This window comes from Clostridium felsineum DSM 794 (assembly GCF_002006355.2).
Classification (GTDB): Bacteria; Bacillota; Clostridia; order Clostridiales; family Clostridiaceae; genus Clostridium_S; species Clostridium_S felsineum.
Genome location: NZ_CP096980.1, coordinates 1,406,214 through 1,426,945, shown reverse-complemented (window position 1 = coordinate 1,426,945; position 20,732 = coordinate 1,406,214). Strand labels below are relative to the sequence as shown.

36 protein-coding genes are annotated in these 20,732 nt (G+C 29.2%); all 36 read right to left on the bottom strand.

What is annotated here, in order from left to right; genetic code table 11:
• Window positions 1-6: 6 nt before the first annotated feature.
• The 36 genes from CLFE_RS06750 to CLFE_RS06575 all read right to left on the bottom strand — a co-directional run bounded on the left by CLFE_RS06750 (window position 7) and on the right by CLFE_RS06575 (window position 20,728).
• Window positions 7-228: a hypothetical protein gene (locus CLFE_RS06750; RefSeq protein ID WP_077894677.1), complete on the bottom strand. Its 222-nt coding sequence runs from the start codon at window positions 226-228 to the stop codon at window positions 7-9.
• A gap of 14 nt (window positions 229-242) precedes the next feature.
• A complete protein-coding gene (locus CLFE_RS06745; protein WP_077894676.1) occupies window positions 243-599 on the bottom strand; it encodes a hypothetical protein in 357 nt (118 codons plus the stop codon).
• A gap of 50 nt (window positions 600-649) precedes the next feature.
• Window positions 650-1,531, bottom strand: coding sequence for a major tail protein (locus tag CLFE_RS06740; RefSeq protein WP_077894675.1), 882 nt, complete (start codon window positions 1,529-1,531; stop codon window positions 650-652).
• 50 nt (window positions 1,532-1,581) lie between these two features.
• On the bottom strand, window positions 1,582-1,965 hold the full coding sequence (locus tag CLFE_RS06735) for a hypothetical protein (protein WP_077894674.1): 384 nt from the start codon (window positions 1,963-1,965) through the stop codon (window positions 1,582-1,584).
• A complete protein-coding gene (locus tag CLFE_RS06730) occupies window positions 1,940-2,299 on the bottom strand; it encodes an HK97-gp10 family putative phage morphogenesis protein (protein WP_077894673.1) in 360 nt (119 codons plus the stop codon). Before CLFE_RS06730 ends, CLFE_RS06735 begins: the two co-directional genes overlap by 26 nt.
• 1 nt (window position 2,300) lies before the next feature.
• Window positions 2,301-2,660 carry a phage head closure protein gene (locus CLFE_RS06725; RefSeq protein ID WP_077894672.1) on the bottom strand — a complete coding sequence of 120 codons (360 nt, stop codon included), beginning with the start codon at window positions 2,658-2,660 and terminating at the stop codon, window positions 2,301-2,303.
• An 8-nt stretch (window positions 2,661-2,668) separates the two neighbouring features.
• Window positions 2,669-2,950, bottom strand: a complete 282-nt coding sequence (locus CLFE_RS06720) for a head-tail connector protein (protein WP_077894671.1) — start codon at window positions 2,948-2,950, stop codon at window positions 2,669-2,671.
• Window positions 2,951-2,999: 49 nt separating this feature from the next.
• Window positions 3,000-4,094 (bottom strand): phage major capsid protein, encoded by a 1,095-nt coding sequence (locus CLFE_RS06715; protein WP_077894670.1) that lies wholly within the window; start codon window positions 4,092-4,094, stop codon window positions 3,000-3,002.
• Window positions 4,095-4,140: 46 nt separating this feature from the next.
• The gene (locus CLFE_RS06710) at window positions 4,141-4,752 is read right to left on the bottom strand and encodes an HK97 family phage prohead protease (RefSeq protein WP_077894669.1); all 612 of its coding nucleotides are present in this window, start codon (window positions 4,750-4,752) and stop codon (window positions 4,141-4,143) included.
• Window positions 4,745-5,953, bottom strand: a complete 1,209-nt coding sequence (locus tag CLFE_RS06705; protein WP_077894668.1) for a phage portal protein — start codon at window positions 5,951-5,953, stop codon at window positions 4,745-4,747. The genes CLFE_RS06710 and CLFE_RS06705 overlap by 8 nt, the downstream gene beginning before the upstream one ends.
• A gap of 9 nt (window positions 5,954-5,962) precedes the next feature.
• Window positions 5,963-6,148, bottom strand: coding sequence for a hypothetical protein (locus CLFE_RS06700; RefSeq protein WP_077894667.1), 186 nt, complete (start codon window positions 6,146-6,148; stop codon window positions 5,963-5,965).
• Between the two features lie 7 nt (window positions 6,149-6,155).
• A complete protein-coding gene (locus CLFE_RS06695) occupies window positions 6,156-7,847 on the bottom strand; it encodes a terminase large subunit (protein WP_077894666.1) in 1,692 nt (563 codons plus the stop codon).
• Window positions 7,844-8,320, bottom strand: coding sequence for a phage terminase small subunit P27 family (locus CLFE_RS06690; RefSeq protein WP_077894665.1), 477 nt, complete (start codon window positions 8,318-8,320; stop codon window positions 7,844-7,846). Before CLFE_RS06690 ends, CLFE_RS06695 begins: the two co-directional genes overlap by 4 nt.
• Before the next feature lie 160 nt (window positions 8,321-8,480).
• Window positions 8,481-8,930: an HNH endonuclease gene (locus CLFE_RS06685; protein WP_169850994.1), complete on the bottom strand. Its 450-nt coding sequence runs from the start codon at window positions 8,928-8,930 to the stop codon at window positions 8,481-8,483.
• A gap of 1 nt (window position 8,931) precedes the next feature.
• Complete coding sequence (locus CLFE_RS06680) at window positions 8,932-9,408, bottom strand: Xaa-His dipeptidase (RefSeq protein ID WP_077894663.1); 477 nt, start codon at window positions 9,406-9,408, stop codon at window positions 8,932-8,934.
• A 257-nt stretch (window positions 9,409-9,665) separates the two neighbouring features.
• On the bottom strand, window positions 9,666-10,304 hold the full coding sequence (locus CLFE_RS06675) for a tyrosine-type recombinase/integrase (protein ID WP_077894662.1): 639 nt from the start codon (window positions 10,302-10,304) through the stop codon (window positions 9,666-9,668).
• 66 nt (window positions 10,305-10,370) lie between these two features.
• Window positions 10,371-10,838 carry a hypothetical protein gene (locus CLFE_RS06670; RefSeq protein ID WP_242951687.1) on the bottom strand — a complete coding sequence of 156 codons (468 nt, stop codon included), beginning with the start codon at window positions 10,836-10,838 and terminating at the stop codon, window positions 10,371-10,373.
• Between the two features lie 226 nt (window positions 10,839-11,064).
• Window positions 11,065-11,292: a hypothetical protein gene (locus CLFE_RS06665; RefSeq protein ID WP_077894661.1), complete on the bottom strand. Its 228-nt coding sequence runs from the start codon at window positions 11,290-11,292 to the stop codon at window positions 11,065-11,067.
• On the bottom strand, window positions 11,289-11,498 hold the full coding sequence (locus tag CLFE_RS06660) for a hypothetical protein (protein ID WP_077894660.1): 210 nt from the start codon (window positions 11,496-11,498) through the stop codon (window positions 11,289-11,291). The genes CLFE_RS06665 and CLFE_RS06660 overlap by 4 nt, the downstream gene beginning before the upstream one ends.
• A 195-nt stretch (window positions 11,499-11,693) precedes the next feature.
• Window positions 11,694-12,203 (bottom strand): hypothetical protein, encoded by a 510-nt coding sequence (locus tag CLFE_RS06655; protein WP_077894659.1) that lies wholly within the window; start codon window positions 12,201-12,203, stop codon window positions 11,694-11,696.
• Window positions 12,204-12,228: 25 nt separating this feature from the next.
• The gene (locus CLFE_RS06650) at window positions 12,229-12,447 is read right to left on the bottom strand and encodes a hypothetical protein (RefSeq protein ID WP_077894658.1); all 219 of its coding nucleotides are present in this window, start codon (window positions 12,445-12,447) and stop codon (window positions 12,229-12,231) included.
• On the bottom strand, window positions 12,448-12,609 hold the full coding sequence (locus CLFE_RS06645; RefSeq protein ID WP_169850993.1) for a hypothetical protein: 162 nt from the start codon (window positions 12,607-12,609) through the stop codon (window positions 12,448-12,450).
• Window positions 12,610-12,614: 5 nt separating this feature from the next.
• Complete coding sequence (locus CLFE_RS06640; protein ID WP_077894657.1) at window positions 12,615-13,688, bottom strand: DNA polymerase III subunit beta family protein; 1,074 nt, start codon at window positions 13,686-13,688, stop codon at window positions 12,615-12,617.
• Window positions 13,689-13,778: 90 nt separating this feature from the next.
• Window positions 13,779-14,501, bottom strand: coding sequence for a hypothetical protein (locus CLFE_RS06635; RefSeq protein WP_077894656.1), 723 nt, complete (start codon window positions 14,499-14,501; stop codon window positions 13,779-13,781).
• Between the two features lie 31 nt (window positions 14,502-14,532).
• Window positions 14,533-15,495 (bottom strand): DNA cytosine methyltransferase, encoded by a 963-nt coding sequence (locus CLFE_RS06630; RefSeq protein ID WP_077894655.1) that lies wholly within the window; start codon window positions 15,493-15,495, stop codon window positions 14,533-14,535.
• Between the two features lie 96 nt (window positions 15,496-15,591).
• A complete protein-coding gene (locus CLFE_RS06625; protein WP_242951686.1) occupies window positions 15,592-15,948 on the bottom strand; it encodes a hypothetical protein in 357 nt (118 codons plus the stop codon).
• A gap of 60 nt (window positions 15,949-16,008) precedes the next feature.
• Entirely contained in the window at window positions 16,009-16,431 is a 423-nt protein-coding gene (locus CLFE_RS06620) for a DNA N-6-adenine-methyltransferase (RefSeq protein WP_077894653.1), read from the bottom strand.
• A gap of 9 nt (window positions 16,432-16,440) precedes the next feature.
• A complete protein-coding gene (locus CLFE_RS06615; RefSeq protein ID WP_077894652.1) occupies window positions 16,441-16,848 on the bottom strand; it encodes a YopX family protein in 408 nt (135 codons plus the stop codon).
• Window positions 16,849-16,949: 101 nt separating this feature from the next.
• Window positions 16,950-17,813, bottom strand: a complete 864-nt coding sequence (locus CLFE_RS06610; RefSeq protein ID WP_077894651.1) for a phage replisome organizer N-terminal domain-containing protein — start codon at window positions 17,811-17,813, stop codon at window positions 16,950-16,952.
• A 117-nt stretch (window positions 17,814-17,930) separates the two neighbouring features.
• Window positions 17,931-18,590: a hypothetical protein gene (locus tag CLFE_RS06605; protein ID WP_250944737.1), complete on the bottom strand. Its 660-nt coding sequence runs from the start codon at window positions 18,588-18,590 to the stop codon at window positions 17,931-17,933.
• Between the two features lie 169 nt (window positions 18,591-18,759).
• Window positions 18,760-18,906, bottom strand: coding sequence for a flavoprotein (locus tag CLFE_RS06600; protein ID WP_077894650.1), 147 nt, complete (start codon window positions 18,904-18,906; stop codon window positions 18,760-18,762).
• 12 nt (window positions 18,907-18,918) lie between these two features.
• Window positions 18,919-19,650: an ORF6C domain-containing protein gene (locus tag CLFE_RS06595; protein WP_077894649.1), complete on the bottom strand. Its 732-nt coding sequence runs from the start codon at window positions 19,648-19,650 to the stop codon at window positions 18,919-18,921.
• An 11-nt stretch (window positions 19,651-19,661) separates the two neighbouring features.
• On the bottom strand, window positions 19,662-19,811 hold the full coding sequence (locus CLFE_RS06590; RefSeq protein WP_242951684.1) for a hypothetical protein: 150 nt from the start codon (window positions 19,809-19,811) through the stop codon (window positions 19,662-19,664).
• Between the two features lie 7 nt (window positions 19,812-19,818).
• Complete coding sequence (locus CLFE_RS06585; RefSeq protein WP_077894648.1) at window positions 19,819-20,217, bottom strand: hypothetical protein; 399 nt, start codon at window positions 20,215-20,217, stop codon at window positions 19,819-19,821.
• Window positions 20,218-20,233: 16 nt separating this feature from the next.
• The gene (locus CLFE_RS06580) at window positions 20,234-20,437 is read right to left on the bottom strand and encodes a hypothetical protein (protein WP_077894647.1); all 204 of its coding nucleotides are present in this window, start codon (window positions 20,435-20,437) and stop codon (window positions 20,234-20,236) included.
• A gap of 78 nt (window positions 20,438-20,515) precedes the next feature.
• Window positions 20,516-20,728, bottom strand: a complete 213-nt coding sequence (locus CLFE_RS06575; RefSeq protein ID WP_077894646.1) for a helix-turn-helix domain-containing protein — start codon at window positions 20,726-20,728, stop codon at window positions 20,516-20,518.
• Window positions 20,729-20,732: the final 4 nt, after the last annotated feature.

Here is a 20,732-nt window from a genome sequence, read left to right as displayed (position 1 = left end):
CCTTTCTTATAAAAATGTGCAACTTTCTAAGCTAATAATTGTGCTAGGATCATTAAAATTATTTATCTTATCACCTTTACTATTTGTGTTATTTTTATTCCAACCCATAAATTTGCAATGTTGTTCCCATAAGCTTAAAATCGCTCTTGGAGTTGCATCCCAAAATTCTTCGTCTGAATAATGTAAATGCTTTTTTGCTATATAGAAAAACCAGTCTAGGTCTATCAAATCACCCGACTGGCTTACTTGTTTTTTTTAGTTTTTGCCTTCTTATCTTTCTTTTCATCTTCTGATTTATCCAATGTAATAGCTCCTTGAATCATTGAATAACATATTCCATCTATAACTTTCATGGTAGGGAAATCTGCACTCAAAGAATTAGCAAATTCTTCTTCTGTCCATTCTTTCTCTACACAAGCACAACTTAGAATTTTTATGGCATTAGTAAATTCTTTCTTAAAACTTAAAAATTGATTTATAATTTCTGTACTATTTTCATATTTTTTTTCTAATTTAAGAATACAGGACATATCTAATCTAAAAGTGTATTCTTTCTTTCCTATTTCTAATTTATATTCTTCTACCTTTCCTACATTCATTTATATAACCTCCTATGTAATAAAATAAGGGCGGATTTTCCACCCTACAATTATGCTGTTACTGTAGTAAAGCTTATAACTGACGTTAGCTTTTGCCCATATATATCCTTTGTACCTGCCAGTACTATTTCGTATTTTTTGTTAGTTGCTAAATTAGCGTTTGGTGTTATGGTACATATCTTTTGAGTATCATCAAAAGATATTGTTATATTTATTGGCGTACTATCTGTATCACTAAATACACTTATATTATTTTCAGCTATTGCATTATTAAATGTTATTGTCGGTTTAACATTTAATGCTACATTGGTACCACCGTTAACTGGAGTAATAGAAGATATCTCCAACGCACTAATTTCTTGTTCGGCTGGAATTATTACGCTCTGGAAGAATAAAGTATCAATGTTATCTGGACAATTAGGGTCTATAGTTTCAACCCCATATTTCCATAGTCCATTGTTGTTAAGTGGCTGGAATGTGGATGATACTGTAGTATCTTGATAATCTATTTTTCCTTCCTGTTGCTTTAGTGTCTCATCAACTGGAGTTAACTTTCCTTTATAGTAAACTTTATATCCAAATCCTTTTCCGCCAGCTAAAGTATATTTAACAAGTATAGCAATATATGGCGCTACATCATCTTTTAAAGCATAGACACCACCTTTACTTGCCACATGGTTTCCGAGATATTTTGCCATTTGTGTATTTTTAACATGCCCAAGATCAAAACTTATTTCTATGTTTTGCAAAGTAGTGTCTTGGTCAGTAAGAACACCTTCCTCGTAGTGTTCCCCTGTATTTGTCTTTACCTTTGCTTGGAATGATTGAATACCTTCTATATACTCTGGTGTACCAAATACTAAACCGCCTGTTCCTTTCTCGTCTTTTGTTATAGTTGCTAAATATAATTTATCAACGTTTACTGTTGCCATTAATATCAACTTCCTTTCTATTTTTTAATAATAAAAAAAGACTAATTTATTTAGTCTCCTAAAGTTCCTAAGAACCATATTGCTGTATGATCTAAATCTGTTGTGTCTTCATGTAAATTGGCTAAACTTTGTCTAATAAATCCATTTTCTTTTAGCTTTACTTTTACTGCTTCCTCTATTTCTGTGCTGCTTGTACCCTTTGTAAATACATCTACCTGTAAAGAATAATTAGTTTCTATTTCTTCACCTTCCTCATAAAATGCACCATTTTCATCTACAAATTCATACTCAATGTAAGGTGGTGTAGGGTTTTGAGCATGAAGAAAATATACTATTTTATCTGCTGTAAGATTTATAATAGTTGAATCCATTAAAAGATTTCTTACATAACTTTTTATATTCACCTCATCACCTTGCTTTCTCAAATAATCCATCTGCTAATTTTCCTATTACTTCATCCATTGTTTTATCAATGCTTCTCTCAAACCAACCAACATATTTCTTTTGTTTACTTGTTCCATACTCTGTAAATTGTGTATACCAGGTACCTAGTATTATTTGTCCAACAACTGCAAAATCTTGAACCTTTACAGTTTCTTTAATTCCTTTTTCTATTCCACCCTTCCTTTTAGGTGCGTTTTGCTGAACTTCTGTGTATGCTGCTTCTATAGCATTTTTCATAACTTTCTTTTTGTCTGAATCAGTTAAAGTGATTTTATCCATATCTTCTATTAAATTATCTAATCCATCTACTACTATTCCAGCCATGTTAATTCACCGCTTTAGCCTTTATCTTATAAAATGTATTAGAATAATTTACATTATCAATAAAATCTAAATTATAAATTTTATCTTGCCACAAAATACGATAAATTTTAGCTCCGTTAGCTTTTTCTATATCACTTATGCTTTTAGAATACCTTATTATAAAATTAACTGTGTCTTGCTGATTTACTGCCTTAGCACTCCAAAACTCATTACCATATAAATTATTTATACTTGCAAATTTAGTAGTAAAATCATACCAACCATCTGTAGTTGGATTTCCTTCATCATCATAAACAATTTTTGATTTATTATATCTCTGTATTGTTATTTTTTTATTTAAACTTCCAGCTTGCATCTTCATAATATCACCTAAGTTCCATCATAATTAGATAATATATCTAAAATAGTTGTAGTCATATTATCAATTGTTGTTTTAGTACTAACATACTGACTTTTGCTATCATAATTATCACTAACAATTTTTTTTAATAATAAATCTGCTAGTTTAACCATATCATTACTTTCTTTATAGGCAGTACCAACACAACTATCTATATAAATTTGAGTACTATCAATAAGTGATTGTATATCTTCATTAAAATCATCAGAATCTACTCTTAAATAATTTTTCATATCATCTAAAGTTGCCACGCTAATTCACCTCTTAATATAAAAAGGGGACGAAATTATCCTCTCCTTTTTAAGCTAATTCAATTTTCTTTATGCTTCTAACTGAACCTTTTGCAACATCTATTCTTTCCAAAACACGTAATTTAATAGTATCGTCGTTGAATCCAGCTTCTGTGCTTCTTGCTACAGTCACACCCATTCTTTCTATAAATTTAGCCGCTTCTTTAGAATTTAACGAATAAAATATTTTAGTCATTCCTGTACTTGGAGTAACTAACGAAGAATCGAACGTATAAATTGGCTTACCATTATAGTACTCTTTTCCATCTGCTCCAGTTGTTATTAAATCTAGATTTCTTCCTTGTTTATCTTTCATATTTTTTAAGTGCGCATATGCTTCAACATTTACAAGTGTAATTAACCCTGACTTAACTGCTGGCAGGGCTTTAGCCATTATATCTTCTAAAGCTGTATAATCTGTTGCCCCTGTAACTTCTGTTGCATTAGTATCTATAATTGTAAGAATTTTTTTATTTTCTTTTGCCACTGAAATTTCTGTAAAGTTATTTTGTGCAATCTGCTCGATTTCAATTTCAGCATCATCAATTAATTCGCTTGATAATGTTTGTATTAAACCAACTTTACCACATTTAAATGTTAAATCTGTTGTAACTAAAGTACCATCAACTATATCTGCACCTTCTGCTATATCTGCCATTTCATTCTGATCGTAATCAACTACTGGAATAGTCCCTTCATTTTTAGTAACTGGAATAACATCACATATTTCTTTTAATGATCCAAATCCCTTTTTAATTTCTTGTAATTGATTTATAAATTGTGGTGGTAATACTGCACTATTATCAGAAGTTTTTATAACTGCCCTTTCTTCTGGAGTTAATTCTTCTTTCTTAATTACATACTTTGTTAATGCCCTCATTTCATTAACTTCTGTATTAGTTTTTCTGTTTTCTTTCTGTTTTTTTTGATTTTCTAAACCTCTCTTCTCATTTTCTTCAAGTTCCTCTTCTATTTTTATTTGCTTGTCTAATTTTCTAACTTCTTCCATTGTCTTCTCTGCTTCATCAATCTTATTTGCTTCATTTAAACTTCTAACCTCTTTGATTTTTGCATCCTTTGCACTTCTTAATTCTTCAATTTTCATAAAAACACTCCTTTTCTTATTCTTAATTTTTTATATAAAAAAAGAACTAATTCATTAGCTCTAGTTCAATTTCTATTTTCTTTTTTCTAATTTCCAAACTCTTTTGTTTCTGGAGTTTATCTCTTTCTTCCTTTTCAATCATCTTTGCTCTTGCAAATACCTCTGTATCCTCATACGCTGGTATGCACAAAAGTGAACCCTCTGAAAGTTCTACCTCTAGTAAAGTCCTTGTAATAGTATCATCTTGTGAATTATATTCTGAACTATCATTTATACAGCAAAAACCAAAAGAACAACCACAAACTAAACCTTCATTTATTAACTCTATAACATCTTTAACATAGCTTATATTATTATTTATGGTTGCCGTGAATTTTAATCCCACATCATCACTATTTAATTGTAAAGTACCTATTTTAGTACTTGCAAGTGGCTTACTCCAATCGTGATGATATAACAGGAAAATATTATGTCCATCCGCTAACGTATTATCGAAAGCATGTGGATCAATCTTTTCAAAAAAACCTTCAAATAATTCTGTTACGCTGTTAAACTTTGCTATGTATCCAGTTATCTCTGTCATATTGCTATCTTGTAATTGTCTTACTTCATAATTCGATACTTTTCTATATTCTCTTTTCTCTTCCTTATTAATCATTGGAACCTCCTTTATTTTTTTGCCATGTTGCTTTTCCACTTAGCAAGTCTCTTAATAAAATTTGCCCACTTGGTAGAGTTACGGTTTCATTCTTAAAATCCGTTGTTATGCCTAATAATTTTCTGGCATACTCTAAAGAATAAACACCGTTTTTAACATAGTTAGTTATAATAGTCATTTGCTTTTCGGGACTTGTACGTAACATGCTATTAATATCAAATTCAATTTTATAACTTTTTCTATCTTTAGAAGATAACAGTTTCCAATTCATCTCCTGCTCTATTTGTATGATAATAGGAATTATTGTATTAGTTAATAAGGCTACATTATCCTCTTCTGTTATTGTTCCATCATGTAATAAAGAATAAGGTAATCCTATTGCTGTGGCTATATCCTTTTTACCATCAAGTTTTAATTCTGCAAATTGTGAATCCACAAGTGAAAGATTTAAAGAAGATACGTTATATCCTGCTGGTACTGTAAATATACGCCCATTGCTTGAATATAATCTTGTGAACTTTGCTTGTATTTTTTTCATTTCTTTTTCATCTTTTATATCAGATACCATTTGTACAACACATTTATTAGTCAATCCATTAGAAAATAAAGATTTTTGATAAGATTGAGCTTCTAAATTTGTATCTATAGTATCTTTTATATAATGTCTTGTAGCCTTACTGTTAATTCCATCTAAAGAATTATCTCTTAAAATAATTATATCCTTGTCTAAACAACTTCCCTGAACTCCTACACACTCAAAATCAACCAATACTTTACTTATGGTATTGGTTGATTTAATTAATCCAACATCATCTATAATAAATTGTGTTATTTTACAAGGATATAGCGCACTTACATTTCCTTTTTGATCTCTTTCAATATAAAGTCCTGCTGCGCCTTGATGTTTATACATCATTATTAAACTTTTAATACAGTCAAACGCACTCATACTTAAATTAGGTCTTAACTGTAATAAATCATTTAAATAATGATTATTTGCTTCATCTTCTCCCTTATCTGTATTCTTTTTTATTAAAATAGGTAACTTTGCAACACTATTTCCTAAAAAATTAAGCCCTGTTAGATAATTTTTTTCATTTAAAGCTGTTGTATATAAACTATCATCATCACCTTTTACCCATGCTGTCCAATTAAAACTTCCTCCTGTAGTATCTCTTCTTTCCATTTTGCTCCAAAACATCTATGTTTATCACCTCTCTTTTGCTATGAAATAGCTAAAAATAAGTAATTCTAATGCCAAAATGTATATGCCAACATATTTGTTTAATAAAAATGTAGTTACGAACACTATTATAAAGGCAATGAATGTTAGTATATCGGCTACTTGATGCCCTTTTATTTCTTTTATTTCTTTTATTTTATCTTTTATTTTCATACTTCACCTACCAATCCATTTTATCTAATTCATCTGCTGCATTATAATGTATATCTCCATCAACAAACTCTGTATAGCAGAAAATTAAAACTACAACCATATCTATTCTTTCTTTGTTTTTGTCCTCTTTTATAAGCATTTCATCATCTGATTTTCCTTTTGTAGTGCTTGCTTTGTTCATACACCAATCAAGTAATTCATTTTTTACATATCTAACTTTATCATCATATACAGCTTTTCTATATTCTTTTGTTGCAGGACTCAAATTTGTATAAGTTTGTTTTAGCATTACAATATCATAATCTTCTGAAAGTCTTTCCATCATTTCTTTTGCATTCATAGGATCAGTTATTATTGTTTCGATAGTGCACTCATATTTACTTTCTAATCCTCTTATATATTCTTCTACAAGTGTATAGTTTACTGTCATTCCTTTATGTATGTCACAGTATCCTTGCCTTTCATATTCTCTATAATCAATTTTTTCTCTTCTCTTTGCAAGACTACCTTCTGGTAAGAAACCATGCGATTTACAATAAATTATCCCTTCATCTTCATATTCAATTCCTACTGCTGTTAAATCAGTGGTTACTGATAAATCAACTCCAACCTTAACTTTTTTACCCTTGATTTTTTCTTTAAACTCTTCTTCTGTTATTTCTCCCTTTTTCCAATATTCAATATCTAAGTATTTATTAAGTTCATTTGTCTGTAAAAATATATTAAAGTTTTTAGTTAACAGTTCTTCCTGCTCTATTGTTTTTATTTTAGCTATTTCTCTATCTTTTCTTATCTCTTCATAGTTTTGTTCAATTCGTAGTGGATTAGCCTTGTATAAGCCTTCTTCTGTCCACACTTCTTCTTTACTGCAGTAGTATAGCAAGCAAAATAAATTTTTATTTTCAACAACTCCATTTAATACTGCTCTATCATAATCTAATTCAGAAAGCATAATAGAATCACTTTCTGCGTAAGCTGTTGTTGTTTGAATTTCGATAGGATTTAATACACTTAATTGTCCTTTTCTCATGGCTTGTATGTTATCATTTTTGGTAAATGCTCCAACTTCATCAGCCACAAAGCAAGCTGGTCTAATAGAGTTATTTTTATTCGCTTTTGATGTTCTTGGAATATAATAACTATTTGTTATTTTACATTTTATGATACCAATTTCACTATCACTTACAAAAAAGTATTTTGCTATATATGGACTAGCTGCTATTAGTTGAGCCATTGCTTTTCTAGTTTCCTTTGCTAAATCTCTATCAATACAGATAGAATAAAATTCACTAAAATTTTGCTCTGTAAGCATAAGCAATAAGATAACTATTGCTGCTATAAAACTCTTTGCGTTTTTTCTAGGTATAAATAATACTACATCTCTGTACCTAAATTTCTTTTTATTATTTTTATATCTCCATCCGAAAATTGCACATAAAAATAAGGCTTGAAACCCTTCCAACCCTTCTAATACTTGTTTTCCAGCTACAAAACCAGTAGCATAGTTAAATAGTTTTAGTATATTATTTATTTTTTTTAACTTCTTTTCACAAAAACAAAATTCAAAGTCACTTTTATATTGATTGATATTATAATCATCTAAAAATATTTTACATTGTTGCTTAACTTCATCTGTAGTTATCTCTTTACTATTTTCAACATCTTTACAATATTTTAAAGCTTTATTTAAAAGTATCATTCTTCATCATCTTCAAAATCACTTTGAAGTGCCTTTAGCAATGGATCCTCTTTCTTTTCTTTATTACTTAAGGCTAAACTTCCAAGTTTCGCACGACTTTGTGGAGAAAGTGAAAGTTCATTACAACATCTATACAAGTCTTTAGTATACTTGTCTTTAGAACCCATTAAATTTTTATTCATTATGCTACCAAAATTTTTATTTATTATATTTTCGATTTTTTGTAATCTATCAACTGCTATTGCACATGTAGCTAAAATAAAAATATCTAAATTGGTTAATAAATTAGTTTCTTTCAATTCACTTATTATAAACTTATAAATTTTCTTTTGCTCTTTATTTAAATAACTAGGTGGTTTTTCTATTTTATCAGCCAAACCTTTTATTTTATCTTCAACTTCTTTTCTAGCTTCTATTTCTTCTTTTGTATTGTGTCTACTCTGACTGTCAACTATTTTTGCTGGTCTAGCCATAAATTTTCCTCCTTTTTGGCTTGGCTTAAAAAAGCTCATTTTGGGAAATATTTTCGACCGTGTGGGCACCACGGACTTTCTAATTTTATTTAAAAAATTTCGCATCCCCCCGGGGTATTTCTTATGATTACTTTTTTTATTACTACAACAACATCATCTATTACTTTCTTTTAAAAGTTTGATTAAACTCATATATGATTGTTCTTAGTATGTTTTGCATTTTAATTCTATAGTCTTTACCCTTATCGTATTCAATGTGAACTCTCTTATGGCAACTATCACATAATGGAATACAGTTACCTTTATTCAAACTCATATTCATGTCTTCCTTTAATGTTATGATGTGATGTGTGTATTCACTGTTAACCATCTCATTGTTTCTATACCAACACATTACGCACATACCTAGATAATGTTTCTTTACAGTGTCACTAAGAAACTTCCATGCATTAGTGTTATAGAACCTTTGCCTTTCTGCCTCCTGCTTATCTGACATCCTTCTTTTTTTATATGCCTTATAGCTTTCTCTTCTTACTTTCTTTTCACATTCGCATAAAGTTCCTATTGGTACTTTCTTCTTACATTTAGAACATTTACGATACAATGGCATACTATATCTCCAATGTCTTAGATTTAATTTCTTTTTCTTTAAGTTTAAGAAGTTTCTTGTCATTAACAGTCTTATTAGGGTCTTCACTCCACTTTGACTTTTGTTTATTGTTCAACCAGTATTTCTGTGCTGCTAGATCAGGACCTTTATATTTTTTTACATTGCTTATCTTTACTTCTTCATTTTCTAGTATTTGTCCCTTCTCTGTTTCTGTTTGTACTTTAACTTTAGTTATAACTTCTTCATAGTATTTGTAACCAATAGCACATTTATATACTGCCTGTTCAACTGCTTGGTTCTTTTTATCTTTGCCTTCCGCTATAGCTTCTTTCATACCCTCATTTGTGGCTTTATACCTTTTAAAAGTGGAGTATCCTATTCCTAATTCTTTAGCTATTTCTTTATCTGTTTTATTATCCTCAACCATAGTTTCTATCTCTTCTAAACTACTATTTATAATCTCTTCAATAGATTTCATCTTGTCACCTCCAACATTGAGACTTTTACATTTTTCAAGGCTCAATGTTTAATTTTTAGCTTTATTTAAATATTTTAAATTTCATATACTTTAAAGCTAGTAATACCAGCACTTTAATACATGCCAAATACGTTTTTCTACAATCGGCAATAACATATATGATTACTTATTTTATTTTTTAGTGCATATAATGGAAGGCTTTTTTTATTTATTCTAAAATAAGTAACCTTGACCTAAATACCGATTTTAGAATTTATTTATAATTTACTTGCTGCTATTTTAGCTGCATCTTCTTTTACATCATCTTCTAGTCCTAAGTATTTTTTTGTTACTTCTCTACTCTTGTGACCTAGTGCAATTCTTACATACTCAATGTCCTTTTTAGCTTCATATAATCGTCTTGCGTATGTTTTTCTCAGACTATGTCCTGTTATGCCTTTAATATTTATCGCTTTGTCATTTGCTACTTTTTTCAATATTTCTGAATAAGCTTTAGCACTTATATGTTTACTTCCGTTCCCTTTTTGCGAAGGAAACGCATATTCACTTTTCTTTTTATTCTTAATATATCTTTTCAAAATTGTTTCTAGCGGTTGTTCTATATCATGTTCTCTTATCTGTGGCTTTGGCTTTAATGACTTTGGATTTTTTCTAAGATGACTTTTCCACGCATTAAATTGTTTTTTCTCCTGGATCTCAAACTTTTCATTCTCTAGTGCTACTTTTATATCTGCTATGGTTAAATCAACTAAATCCTGCATCCTATAGCCTGTTGCTGCTGCTAGATAAAACAAAGTTAAATTTCTCTCCGACCACTCTCCACTCAATTCTTCTAACCTATATTTAAATCTTGAATATAGGTTTTCTGGAATCGGTCTTGCTGGTTTCTTTATCATCTGTTATCACCTGCCTTGTTTCTAACAATCATATAATCATCACCTCACTTTTATAAAAATTTTAATTTATTTATTATTGCATATTAATTTATCTCCAATCTCTCCAACTGAATTACCATAAGTGAATCCAACTATTTTAATGCCATTAAATGTTTTTAAAGTTAAGTCTTTATTATACGCTTTTTTATAATAAGCGAATTTACTATCAAAATTAGCATGTGCATTTATTATAATCTCTGGTTTTAAAAATCCTTGCATCTTGATTTTCACACCTACATACTTTGCATTATTATTATTTGCTTCATAAAAACATTGTTCTAAATCTTTAATACTCATTTTTTGTAAATTCCTATCTTCTTTACATAAGTTTTTGAAAACCTTATCCTTTATTTCTTGTATAGTCAATTCTATATTGCTTACCACGTACATATCTCTTATATCTTGATATGCATTTTCACTTGTGCTAAAACTGATATTATACCCAATTAAGTCTGTATCGTAAATATATTTTATATTTACTAACTTTATATTCATAATCATTCCTCCTTACTCGCTAAGGGTTTGTAATTCCATCATTTTATACATATATCTTCCCATTACACTCTCTAATTCTTTTGTTACATCCTCACCTTTTTTTCTCTCTTTCTCCTAGTGTTAAAAGTTCATCTATTATATTTGCTATTTCTCTAAAGTTATCTCTTATTTTGATTAACTCTGTATCCTCCATAATATTCCTCCTCTTTCATCAAACAATAACTTCCTATTCATCCCAACTAACTATTAAAAAATTAGGGTTTAAACTATTTCCCAATGTTAACTCTAATTTATAACCACATGCCTTTAATTTATCCATTATCTCTTGAGGTATCTTAGTCTCTATAACTATACGTGACTCTTGCTTTTCATTTGCTTTTCTTATAGAATTATCTATTTTAGTTCCATATTGATTTAAGTAGTCTTCATAAGCTTGTTTACGTGACATTATCATTTTTCACTACCTCTCTTTTTTCTTATTGCACTAATTATAGACTGATAAACTTTTTCCCTTAAACTCACTTGGGTTTTACCTAATAATGTATGTGCTGTAGTATGTAAGATTCTGCAATAGTCTCCTACTTTAAGTCTACAATTACAATGCTTCCTGTTATATCTATCTAACCAAAGTAATTTTTGTTCTTTCTTAGTTAAATTCATTGATTGCTCCTTTATTAGTAGATAAATTAAAAGCACCCAAATTAAATTGAGTGCTTTTTGATAATATGAATGTCCTATCTTTTTCAATAAGTCTGCGTCATATGTCCTTTTTATAATTTTGCCATACTATTATTATATCTTAAAATTTTCCTTAAAATCGTACCAAAATCGAACTAAAATCGAACCTTAATATTTTTAAGCAATGTTTTTTAGCCACCTGTTTATGAAGTCTAAAATATGCTTTTTCTTTTTTCTTACTGCTGCTTCTGTTGTATAAATTTCTATGCCTATAGTCTGATTAGTCCATTTTCTTTTAAAGCTGTATTCTATTATATTTTGTGATTCATGACTTAATCTTTTTAATATACATTCAATGGGAATATTAAAAAGTCTTATATCTTCTATAGCACATACTGAATTATTTATCTCTTTTTCAACTTCATCTTTTTTTCTTAAAAGCTTATCTATTCCTTTTACAATAGCACTTTCTGCATAACTTATTCCAGAAGGACTTGTTTGTACTTTTTCTCCGTACCCTATCCCCATATTTAAATCAGGTTCTATATTAAAATTACATTCTTTTATATTTCTTTCTATCCTTGTTTTTTGCTTTTTTAATAAATTTATCTTGGTCTCTAGTGTTTCTATTTTTTTCTTATCTTCGTAATATTGCCTTAATCTATTTTCAATATTTTTTCTATCCATCTGTGTTAATATTTAAATCATCTCCTTACAGATATTTTAAAAATTTATTTGCAATTTCTTTCTTTATTAAATTTACTAAAGTTCCTTGCCATACGTTGCTATGTTCTACCCTTAAAGTTATTAATAGGTTATTATCTCTTGCTTTTTCACTAAGCTCATTTAACTGTTCTATCGTAAAATGTTCTATTGGCTTACTTTGTATATGGTCATTTTCTAATGCTTGTTTTATAAAAAAATCTATCAATTAAATCACCACCGCATCACATTTTTTTATATCTCTAATTTCTTTACCATTTCTTATAACATAGTAGTACTGGGTTTGGCTGATAACCTTGTATTTCTTACCTATATAATCAATTCCACTATACCAGCAATATTTGCTATATCTCATTATCATTATTTGCATAAGATTTACATATCCCTTGAAGCCAGTTTTATAGGTAATATTAAATCTAAATTCATATCATCACTTATTACAATCGGCTCTATATCATTACCGAATTTAATAATTGCATTATCATATTTTGTCATTGCCTGCTTTAAATAGGTTGGGTTTGCAGCTATCTTAAAGGGTAAATCATTGCCATAATCTTTATTAATATTTATTTTATTGCTCATAACTGCCATTTCTAGTCTTTTTATAATTTCCATGCTATCATTATTTAATATCATTTTTAATACATTTGTACATCCAAAATCAGCCTTATCCATTGTTTTTAATTTACTCACAAACTGCCTTGCATCTATTTCAAATTTATAGCTATATTCTTTTGGTATTATATCCTCATACTTTAAATAATCTCCCTCAATCAGCTTAGATGTAATACAGGTTAATCCTATTTGCATTTCTATATATCTACCTGTTTTATCTAAAAAGAAGCTTATTAACTGTTTTGATTTTTTATTAAGTATTTTATTTAAAAATTTTATTAACTCTTTAGATAATGTTATAGGCTTATTTGTATTAAATTCATTGCTTACTGATACTGCAATTCTATAACCATCTATAGCTGCAACTCTATTTCCATCAAAATTAATTCCGGTAAGTATAGTCCTTGTATCATCCTTGGCAGCACAATAAGAAACATTCTTTATTAACCTGTACAATTCATACTCATGCATATATAATAACTGTTCTTTTCTCTTTATCTCCAAAAAACCATCTACTTTAGAAACTTTATCTAAAACTTTTATATATCCATCATCATAGATTAACTCATTATCAGTTATTGTATATGAATCTCCACTTTGATGAATCAGTATATTTATTAATTCATATGGTATTACTGCTGTACCATGTTCTAACACTTTTACATCTATTAAGATGGAATTTATTTGTATAACGCTTGTGTTATCATATATCTCAAATTCAACTTGATTAAGTTTGTTTGTCTTTATAAATATTGAATTTTCTTTTTTAATATTTAATTTATTTATTTTATTTAAAACATCCTTTAATTCGGATGCATTAACAACTATTTTCATTTATTATCCCTCCATTTTAAAAAGAAGCCCCTAACAATGTACGAGATATAGATTTTTAAATTTTTTCTGCTAGGGACTTTATAAGCTTTTTTATATTGCTGCTTTTAAGATAGCTTCTACAGTAAATCTGGGAATTGCGGTACAGGCTCTTACTCCATCTTCTTTTACAAAGCTTATATTTAAGATTTCATTACATAATCCATATTCTCTAGTTATTGTTCCATTTGCAATCCTTCCATTAATTTTTGCTTTTACTTGATCGCCTACTTTAACTAGGCTTCCAATATCCTTTTTTACTGTGAAATCCTCTAAGACTTCATCTTCCATACAATCTACATGTAAAGTCTCTTTAAATTCCAGTACCCAACCATTAGCAATTATGTCTAAAAGCTTATCCCCTAACTCTATAAAAATATTTTCATCCCCATGTCTATGGATCACTCTTTTAATTTTCTCTTTATATTTTTCTTTAACTTCCTGTAATCTCTGCTGCTGTATAGTGTTTATAAAAAAATTATCTTTATAAAACAAAATTCTGTCTTTAGGAAATACGGATACCTTCTTAAGATACTCAAATTCCATTAATCCATCTTTATTAAAATATAAGGTTTTATGTCCTCTATTGTCTTTAATTTCTACTCTTAAATCTCCACTAAAACCTTTTACTATTCTGCTTGTAGATTCAGCACTTTTGTAAGCTTTAATAACTTTCTGTTGTTTGTCCATTACTTCTACTTTAGGTAACTCTTTTTTTACATCTACCTTTTTTACAGGTTCTATTATTTCAAAGATAGATACTTGTCCTTTAATCACTTATTACTCACCTTCTTTTTAGTTGATAAAATCAACTCACTTTCGGTATGTCAATATTCCAAGTTTGCAATATCTGTCTAAATATGCTTTCTAATATCGGTATTGGTATTGAATTTCCTGCTTGCTTATATAACGTTCCATTAAGTTTTCCCTCTTTACCTGGATGAACTTTCAAAGCATTAAAAAAATCCATGTCTGAATAACCTTGTAATCGCCAGCATTCTCTCTCAGTTAAATATCTATATCTTCCATCTTTCAAATCAATTACACCACTATTGGGACACCTCATTTGCTTCGTAGTTATTGTTGTACAGTGATCCTTTATAATCTCAACTCTACCGCCAAAACTACCATCTTTTAAACCAATTTTCTTTAACATACTTGGTTGCGTTACAATGTATTTTTCTTCTTCTGTATCTTCCAAAAACTCTTTTATATTTCTCATATGTTTTCTTTCTAAAGTCTCAAAATTAAATAATGAACCATCTAAACAACTAATTGTAAAAACTCTCTCCCTTTGTTGAGGAAGTCCAAAATCCATAGCATTTAGAATTTTATAACTACTTGTATATCCCATTTTCTCCATTTCCTCTAAATACTTATTGAAATTATGAACCATATGTTTAGATAACACATTTTTAACGTTTTCCCATATTACTACTCGTGGTTTCCATAGTCCCATTTGCTTTATAATATTCAGTGTCTCCCACATAAGGCTTGAACGTGTTCCGCTACCTTCATTAGCTCCTTTTTGATGTCCTGCTATACTAAAATCTTGACAAGGTGAACCATGAATTAGAATGTCTGGTTTTAGGTTATATCCTACTACCGTTTGTGTACTATACTCTATATATTTTTTAAACATTGCATTATAGCTTCTTACTGCCTTTTCATCTATTTCAACATAGTCTATTGCCTTTATGTCTATCCCTAAATTTACAAATGCTTTTCTAGGTGCTCCTATCCCTCCGAACAATTCTAAAGTTTGTATCATGTTTTCACCTTCTTTCAATTGAGTGTCATTTGATAATAACAAGCTGCAACTATAGTCAAATGACGCCCTAGTTATTCACTTATTTGAATTGCTAACTTAAATTAACTCCCCATCTATAAGTAACAATACATATTTATTATCATCAGCTTTAATGTTATTTCCTGAATTGATTTGTTTATAAAATTCTGCAATCTTATCTGCTTCTGTTATATATCCTTCTATATTAGCCTTTTTATATTCTTCTAGTGCTTCTTGTTCTGTTATTTCTTCTGGTGCTGAATCTTTATAACTTTCATTATATTCCGCTATTCCACCTTCATTTTCCTCGGCATATGCTTTTATAGCAACATCCATTGGATATTTTTCACCTTGAATTACTGCAATTAAAGCATAATACTCATATTCTTTATTAAACTCATAAAATTTCATTTTCTCAACTCCATTTCTTCGCATTTTTTCAACTTCCGCCCTACCAAGGCAATGACTCTATTGGTTTCATGCTCTCACCTTCTTTTAAAATACAACCACCATACTCGGAAAAGGTGCTGCATTTTTAGAATTTCCAAATTTTAATCGACCTTTTATAAATCTAATTTCTTTAGCTTTGTGATAAATATAAGAGTGAAAATATATTGTGTCTGTTCTTACTGGAATTAACATTACAACGGTTGTATTTTCTTTCTTACTTTCCTCATAAGCTTTCTTAACCCAATACTTTAAATTCCTACCATATGGCGGATTACAGAACACTGTATTGCCCCCCCATTTTTGTTTTAAGCCATCTTCCTTTATTGTAAAATGCTTTCTACATTTAGCATTTTCATGTGTGCTGCATGGGTCTAAGTTAAAATGAAATTCTCGGTCTAACTTATTAAAAAAGTCTTGTGGAGTTGTCCATGAATCTTCCTTACTGCTAAACATCAATTCTTTATTCATCTTTTTTCACTATTCCTTCAACAATTCTGGATCTTGATATATGTTTCCTAATTTTTCTAACTCGTCACATTCTGTAAATAACTTAATGGCATCTTTACCATTATCTATCCACCATGATCCTTCGGAAAACTCAACTTTACCTTTGAATGGTTTTACATTAGATACTAACATAGATGTTTTTAAGACTATATCTCCCTCACATATTTCATACCCTTTATCATCTTTTATTCCTGTATACTCTAATGGAATTATATGTTTAGAATAATATGTCCCTTCCCATTCAACACAATCACCTGCATTACTATCATGATATTTTAATCTTGATACTTCACCAGTACATCCAATTGCCCATTCTGGTGTTTCATCATACATTCTATTTTTTTCTTTGTCCCAAAATTTAAACTTAATTTTTCTCATTATTCATTCCTCCAATTCTTAACTACCTTACAAGCCTTTTTAATGCTATGTCCTTCTCTTACTAGCCTTATTACTTCATCTATCCAAAAATTTAAACTCATTTACTCTCCTTCATCCCAACCTAATAGCTTCTTTTCCAAATCATCATAATCATATTTACGCTGCTCGTAATTATTGAAATTATCGATCTTTTTATTTGCTACCTTATCATCATATTTGCTCTCATATACCTTGCTAAACCTAGTATCATCCTTGAATAACCAATCAAAATCGATTATCCAACCCTTACTATTATTACCCTGTAGAAATTTAGAGTTTTTAATGTTACTAATAGCCTTTAGAACATCTTCTTGCTTAAGTTTTAAGCTGTTCATACGAGCCTTTATTTTATTTTTTCTAAGTTCTGTTATAGATTTTATTGGCTTTATTGGACTAGGTAGGTCGTTCCATACGACAAAAATATCTTTCCATGATATTTTAATATCTCTATCTTTATCTCTATCTTTATCTCTATCTTTATCTCTATCTTTATCTCTGGTGTACATTTGTACAGATTTTGTACAAACAGGCTCTTGAAGTTGCTTTTTTTCTTCTTCAATTTTTGCTCTGTACGTCCTGATTCTGTCGGCTTCTGTACTTGTTTTTCCTATAAAACTTTGTATTCCTAACATGTAAATTGTTCCGTTGTCTAATACTTCAATTAATTTTAATGCTACAAATTTATCTAATGCCGAGCGTATAGTATCTATATCATGGCATGTTATTGCTGCAATCATATCAACATTATATGGGATATACTTATTAAGTCTTAATTGCCCATCATTTTTCAATGATTTTAAATACAGCTTTAAAAGTATATTTGAGTATTTATAACCATTTGGCATAGACTCAAGTATTTTAATTTCTTCACTATCGAAAAAATTCTCTTTAAGTCTCATATAATAATATTTTTTGTTGTCCGCCATAACCTCACCTGCTTTATTTCATTTTAATAATCTATATCAAAACTACTGTCAATATCATCTTCATCAACATCTATTTCTATTGATGTATCATTGTATTTTAGATTGATAAGAAGCAACTCAATATCTGACATTTGTAAAATCTAAAGTTTTACAAATGTCATATCCATCAATATTTAAGGTTCCTATATACCAAACATCATTATTGTTGGATCGTCTATGAAGAGAAAATCTAATGTCATTATTATCATATGAATATCCTTTTTCTGCTTTAGCAAACCTTACATCTATCCAGTGATATTTTTCATCTTCTTTTATACTTGTATAAAAATCTTGAAGCTCATATTTTTCGCTTTCATCAACATTCTCACAAATATACTCCCTGTATGCATCACATATCTCTGAAAGCTTTATTTTATCTTTTTTCATAATCAAAATTTCATTAAATTTTTTAGTTATAGTTTCAACAATATCTTCACGCAAAGCACCTTGTGTAATTTCCTTAACCTTTTCTGCAATAAAACCGTTATAACCAGTAAATCCTATGTTGGATACTACTTGTGAAACTTCCTTCTCCATCTTCTTTTCAAGCGTTCTTTTTAATTCATATCCTGATAGTGCGCTTTTTACTGCTGCTACAATTGAGTTTTCAATAGTTTCTTCTATAACAGTTTCAACGACTTTGTTCCCTTCCATATCCTTGATTTTGTCACTAATAATTTTTGATATATCTATATTCATTCTTTCATTACCTCCATTTGATTTTTTATTAATTTTCATTTACAATTAATTTGTTATAAAATTTTATTTGTACCCTTTGGCGAGGGTATTTTTTATATACACCACATAGCTGTATAAAGCGTATATAAAGCTATAATTACAACCACACTACTAATACTACCTATTACAATATCTTTAAGCATTAAGTCCTTAATTACATCACTAAAAGTCATGTATTTTGTCTCCTTTCCATAAATAGCACTCCGCCTAAATCCGTTATATAATAATCTTTCAAATACTTATTAGTCAGCGTACTCTTATATTTAAAAGTTAAATATGGTAAGCCGACTATGAGCGGTAAATATCTTCTAGGCATTGTTTACACCTCCTACATAATCATGCGGCTATGCATATTAATTTGATTGTTTAGTAGGTCTATTTTATCTTTAAGTACTATAGGTGCTTTATACCCTAATACAATTTTTTTGGCTTCTTCTAGTTGACATCTTTTTATTGCTTTATAGCTACCTACTCCAAATTCCCTTCTTATCTGACTTTGTAAATCTGCATAAATTTTTGTTCTCAAAGATTTATCTTTATAAGATACAGAATCATGTCCACCCAATACTTTAGTTCCTATCTTTTTCACTAACTTTTGAAGTTCTTCACATTCAATATTGAAAAGTGGCGAATTCTCTTTTAAATCCTTTATATCTGCTTTGACTTCCTGTATATCTGCTTGGTGTGTTTCTAAAACTTCATAATGCAATTTTAATTCTTCTCTTGGAGTTAATATCTTTACTTGCTTTTCCATATTATTAAATGCTTGAACATACTCAGCAGTAAAAAGTACTCCTTTTTTACCTGTCATTTTATTTGCTACCATTTCACAACCTTGCTTAGTTAGTAAGTAACATGGTCTTTCTTCACCTTTAGCATCTTTATAATTATCTACAATGAAGAAATCTAACGAATCCAATTTTGGATTGGTTGAAATTATCGAAACATATCCTTTAATATCTCTCATTAAATGTGAGTGATCTTTTCCTATTATTTCTGCAACTTCTCTGCTGTCAGTTACATTTACTCCTTCATGATTAATTATTTTTAAATCGTTCATATTAAACCTCCCTAATTGTTTTTTATAACTTCCATAGCTTCTAAGAATTCTTTCTCTGTAATAAGATTTCTTTCTTTGTCAAGTTTCAATGTCTGCATTGCTCTCTTATTAAGTTTTTCAGTGCCTAATCTATAAGCAAAATTCACTCTGTTAATAATCAAGTCATTCTCAGCATCTATATATGCAATAAGCTTTTTTATATTCTGCTACTGTTTTCTTAAGCCAATACTTTGCGTATATTTCAGAATCTGCTGAATCATAATGTAAAGACTTTGAAATTTCCTCCACTAGTTTTTCTTTAGGATCAAAAGTAATTTCATTGCTTGAGTTGTCAAAATAATACCCATTCATGCCTAAAATTTTGCTTTTAGAATTCAACTTATCATGGATTCTTTCTGTAAATTTTAAAGTAAATTCGTCTTGGCTTATTTCTGTTATTTCCTCCATTACACGTCCTATATCTCCGCTGTTAACTACTTTGTAATACTTTCCTGTAGTCAATTCTTTGCAATAAGAAATCACTTTGTCTTCGCTTACATTTGTAAATAAATGTTTAAGTTTTAACATTTAAATCACTCCCTTATTAAATGCCAAAAATCTCAAAGAAATAATCTCTTGGCACTCTTGATATTTTAGAAATTGCATTACTTGAAAGCTTACCTTGTTCTGTTAATTTTGCATTTACTGTTTTTATATATGTCCTAGCTGTTACTTCACTGCAACTCATTATTTCAGCCACATGTTTTGCAGTTAAAACAATTGGATAATCTGTTTTTTCTTTCTCCATTAGCTCACTCCCAGTTACTTCTTGTTAACTTTTTCTTTTTTTATTTTTTCTAAAAATTCTACAAGTTTTGCCGTTGCTTCAACATCTAGTTCCATTTCTGCTTTCCTCCCAACACTTTAAAATATCAAGCGGTGTTTTATTGAAAATATTGGATAATTTTTCAAGTTTCTTGCTGTCTAGTGTTGCTATTCCTTTTTCTATTTTGTGGTATTGCTGCCTTGAAATGCCAAGCTTTAAGGCGATTCCTTGTTGCTGTATAAAAGATTTCCGTCTTAGTTCCTTTAATGTCATTTGC

Excerpts from the sequence above, each read along its gene's own strand:
- CLFE_RS06745 (WP_077894676.1), bottom strand. The coding sequence starts at position 599 with ATGAATGTAGGAAAGGTAGAAGAATATAAATTAGAAATAGGAAAGAAA.
- CLFE_RS06740 (WP_077894675.1), bottom strand. The coding sequence starts at position 1,531 with ATGGCAACAGTAAACGTTGATAAATTATATTTAGCAACTATAACAAAA.
- CLFE_RS06735 (WP_077894674.1), bottom strand. The coding sequence starts at position 1,965 with ATGGATTATTTGAGAAAGCAAGGTGATGAGGTGAATATAAAAAGTTAT.
- CLFE_RS06730 (WP_077894673.1), bottom strand. The coding sequence starts at position 2,299 with ATGGCTGGAATAGTAGTAGATGGATTAGATAATTTAATAGAAGATATG.
- CLFE_RS06725 (WP_077894672.1), bottom strand. The coding sequence starts at position 2,660 with ATGAAGATGCAAGCTGGAAGTTTAAATAAAAAAATAACAATACAGAGA.
- CLFE_RS06715 (WP_077894670.1), bottom strand. The coding sequence starts at position 4,094 with ATGAAAATTGAAGAATTAAGAAGTGCAAAGGATGCAAAAATCAAAGAG.
- CLFE_RS06710 (WP_077894669.1), bottom strand. The coding sequence starts at position 4,752 with ATGATTAATAAGGAAGAGAAAAGAGAATATAGAAAAGTATCGAATTAT.
- CLFE_RS06705 (WP_077894668.1), bottom strand. The coding sequence starts at position 5,953 with ATGTTTTGGAGCAAAATGGAAAGAAGAGATACTACAGGAGGAAGTTTT.
- CLFE_RS06700 (WP_077894667.1), bottom strand. The coding sequence starts at position 6,148 with ATGAAAATAAAAGATAAAATAAAAGAAATAAAAGAAATAAAAGGGCAT.
- CLFE_RS06695 (WP_077894666.1), bottom strand. The coding sequence starts at position 7,847 with ATGATACTTTTAAATAAAGCTTTAAAATATTGTAAAGATGTTGAAAAT.
- CLFE_RS06690 (WP_077894665.1), bottom strand. The coding sequence starts at position 8,320 with ATGGCTAGACCAGCAAAAATAGTTGACAGTCAGAGTAGACACAATACA.
- CLFE_RS06685 (WP_169850994.1), bottom strand. The coding sequence starts at position 8,930 with ATGCCATTGTATCGTAAATGTTCTAAATGTAAGAAGAAAGTACCAATA.
- CLFE_RS06680 (WP_077894663.1), bottom strand. The coding sequence starts at position 9,408 with ATGAAATCTATTGAAGAGATTATAAATAGTAGTTTAGAAGAGATAGAA.
- CLFE_RS06675 (WP_077894662.1), bottom strand. The coding sequence starts at position 10,304 with ATGATAAAGAAACCAGCAAGACCGATTCCAGAAAACCTATATTCAAGA.
- CLFE_RS06670 (WP_242951687.1), bottom strand. The coding sequence starts at position 10,838 with ATGAATATAAAGTTAGTAAATATAAAATATATTTACGATACAGACTTA.
- CLFE_RS06665 (WP_077894661.1), bottom strand. The coding sequence starts at position 11,292 with ATGATAATGTCACGTAAACAAGCTTATGAAGACTACTTAAATCAATAT.
- CLFE_RS06660 (WP_077894660.1), bottom strand. The coding sequence starts at position 11,498 with ATGAATTTAACTAAGAAAGAACAAAAATTACTTTGGTTAGATAGATAT.
- CLFE_RS06655 (WP_077894659.1), bottom strand. The coding sequence starts at position 12,203 with ATGGATAGAAAAAATATTGAAAATAGATTAAGGCAATATTACGAAGAT.
- CLFE_RS06645 (WP_169850993.1), bottom strand. The coding sequence starts at position 12,609 with ATGCAAATAATGATAATGAGATATAGCAAATATTGCTGGTATAGTGGA.
- CLFE_RS06640 (WP_077894657.1), bottom strand. The coding sequence starts at position 13,688 with ATGAAAATAGTTGTTAATGCATCCGAATTAAAGGATGTTTTAAATAAA.
- CLFE_RS06630 (WP_077894655.1), bottom strand. The coding sequence starts at position 15,495 with ATGATACAAACTTTAGAATTGTTCGGAGGGATAGGAGCACCTAGAAAA.
- CLFE_RS06625 (WP_242951686.1), bottom strand. The coding sequence starts at position 15,948 with ATGCGAAGAAATGGAGTTGAGAAAATGAAATTTTATGAGTTTAATAAA.
- CLFE_RS06620 (WP_077894653.1), bottom strand. The coding sequence starts at position 16,431 with ATGAATAAAGAATTGATGTTTAGCAGTAAGGAAGATTCATGGACAACT.
- CLFE_RS06615 (WP_077894652.1), bottom strand. The coding sequence starts at position 16,848 with ATGAGAAAAATTAAGTTTAAATTTTGGGACAAAGAAAAAAATAGAATG.
- CLFE_RS06610 (WP_077894651.1), bottom strand. The coding sequence starts at position 17,813 with ATGGCGGACAACAAAAAATATTATTATATGAGACTTAAAGAGAATTTT.
- CLFE_RS06605 (WP_250944737.1), bottom strand. The coding sequence starts at position 18,590 with ATGAAAATTAATAAAAAATCAAATGGAGGTAATGAAAGAATGAATATA.
- CLFE_RS06600 (WP_077894650.1), bottom strand. The coding sequence starts at position 18,906 with ATGCCTAGAAGATATTTACCGCTCATAGTCGGCTTACCATATTTAACT.
- CLFE_RS06595 (WP_077894649.1), bottom strand. The coding sequence starts at position 19,650 with ATGAACGATTTAAAAATAATTAATCATGAAGGAGTAAATGTAACTGAC.
- CLFE_RS06585 (WP_077894648.1), bottom strand. The coding sequence starts at position 20,217 with ATGTTAAAACTTAAACATTTATTTACAAATGTAAGCGAAGACAAAGTG.
- CLFE_RS06580 (WP_077894647.1), bottom strand. The coding sequence starts at position 20,437 with ATGGAGAAAGAAAAAACAGATTATCCAATTGTTTTAACTGCAAAACAT.
- CLFE_RS06575 (WP_077894646.1), bottom strand. The coding sequence starts at position 20,728 with ATGACATTAAAGGAACTAAGACGGAAATCTTTTATACAGCAACAAGGA.